Here is a 2,010-nt window from a genome sequence, read left to right on the forward strand (position 1 = left end):
TGTATAAGAGGGGGGAGGGGGTCAGGTGCCGAAGCGGCGCTGGCGGGTGGCGTAGGAGCGCAGGGCACGCAGGAAGTCGACCTTGCGGAAGTCGGGCCAGTTCAGCTCGCAGAAGTAGAACTCCGAGTGCGCGCTCTGCCAGAGCATGAAGCCGGAGAGCCGCTGCTCACCACTGGTCCGGATGATCAGATCCGGGTCCGGCAGCCCCTTCGTGTAGAGGTGCTCGGAGATGTGGTCGACGTCGAGCGAGGTGGCCAGCTCCTCGATCGTGCCGCCGTTGGCCGCGTGCTCCAGCAGCAGCGAGCGGACCGCGTCGGCGATCTCGCGCCGCCCGCCGTACCCGACCGCGATGTTGACCTGAGCCCCGCCGTCGCGGTCGCGGGTGCGTTCCTCGGCGGCCTTGAGCGCGGCGGCGTGCTGCGCCGGCAGCACATCGAGCGCGCCGACCATCCGCAGCCGCCAGGGGTTGCCCTCCTCGGCCAGCTCGGTCGTGAGGTCCTCGATGATCTGGAGCAGCGGGTCCAGCTCGGCGGCCGGGCGGGAGAGGTTGTCGGTGGAGAGCAGCCAGAGTGTGACGTGCCCGACGCCGGCCGCGTCGCACCAGCGGAGCAGCTCCTTGATCCGTTCGGCGCCCATCCGGTGGCCGTCGTTCGGGTCGACGAAGCCCATTTCCCGGGCCCATCTGCGGTTGCCGTCGCACATCACGCCGACGTGTGCGGGTACGGGCTTGCCCGCGAGCTTCGCCGTCAGCCGGCGCTCGTACACGGAGTAGAGGAGTTTCCGCAGAGTCATCACCTTGCAGGGTAGCGACCCGCGGGAGAGATCAGTGTCTCGGTGGCATATCACCTGAGGGTGAGACGGTCCGGCGCGGTCGCGGCAGGTCCGCCCCGATCGCCATCAGGGTGCGCGCGTCCAGGCGGCCGTCGCCGAGTCCCAGCTCCACCACGGTGCGGTAGACGCGCTCGTCCCGCCGGGCCGCGCCGACCGCCGCGTCGACCACCCGGCGCCGCCGGGCCAGCCACGCCGCGACCGAGCTGTGCCGCAGGTGGGTGCCGAGCCGGGCGCGCAGCGCGGCGGCGTACGCCCGGGCGGCCTCGGCGGGAGAGCCGGCCGCCGCCGCGCCGGCCAGCGCGCCGGAGCGCAGCGCGTAGAAGATCCCCTCGCCGGTGAACGGGTTGATCAGCGACAGCGCGTCCCCGGCCAGCAGCACCCTGCCCCGGCCGGGCGCCGGGCGGTGGGTGGACAGCGGCAGGTGGTGCGCCCGCAGGTCGGTGACCGTCGCCGGGTCGACGTCCGGCAGCAGCGCGGCCATCCGGTCCAGCAGGTGCGCGCGGGTCAGCGGTTCGCCGCGCAGCACCTCCCCGTACCCGACGTTCGCGCGTCCGTCGCCGATCGGAAAGGCCCAGGCGTACGCGGGCCAGCGCGCCGCCGAGGTGACGATGAGTTGTTCGGGCGGCCCGGCCGGCGCGGGCGCGTAGCCCCGGATGGCTAGGGCCAGATGCCGGTCCGGGTTGACCGGGTGGCCGAGCGCGCGCCGTACCACCGATCCGGCGCCGTCCGCGCCGACCACCGCCCGCGCGGACAGCTCTCCGTCGAGCAGCACCCGGTCGGCGGCGATCTCCACCCGGCGTACGGTGTGCCGCCGCAACTCCGCGCCGGCGGCAACCGCCGCCGCGACAAGGCGTGCGTCGAACACCTGGCGGGGCACCGTGTACGCGGGCCGGGGCAGCGTCCTCGCGACGGTGCCGCCGCCGGGGCCGACCAGGCGCAGTGCGGGCAGCGGCGGGTAGCCGTCGACCGCCCCGGTCACGCCCAGTTCGGCGAGGACGTCCAGCGCGTGCGCGGCGATGCCGTCCCCGCACGCCTTGTCGCGGGGGAAGTCGGACCGGTCGAGCAGCAGCACCCGCGCCGCGCCGGCACGCCGCGCACCGAGCGCCGCGGCGGCCCCGGCCGGCCCCGCTCCCACCACCACGACTGTCCCTTATACACATCTCCGAGCCCACGAGACTA

Annotated in this window: 2 protein-coding genes; both read right to left on the reverse strand. The window is 74.4% G+C overall.

Annotation, left to right across the window (positions count from 1 at the left end; genetic code table 11):
- Positions 1 to 21: 21 nt before the first annotated feature.
- Positions 22 to 792 (reverse strand): isoprenyl transferase, encoded by a 771-nt coding sequence (locus EAD96_RS00320; RefSeq protein ID WP_120571629.1) that lies wholly within the window; start codon positions 790 to 792, stop codon positions 22 to 24.
- 31 nt (positions 793 to 823) lie between these two features.
- Positions 824 to 1,972: a geranylgeranyl reductase family protein gene (locus tag EAD96_RS00325; RefSeq protein ID WP_121682868.1), complete on the reverse strand. Its 1,149-nt coding sequence runs from the start codon at positions 1,970 to 1,972 to the stop codon at positions 824 to 826.
- Positions 1,973 to 2,010 lie beyond the last annotated feature (38 nt).

The organism is Micromonospora sp. BL1 (assembly GCF_003667485.1).
In the GTDB taxonomy this organism is placed as follows: Bacteria; Actinomycetota; Actinomycetes; order Mycobacteriales; family Micromonosporaceae; genus Micromonospora; species Micromonospora tulbaghiae.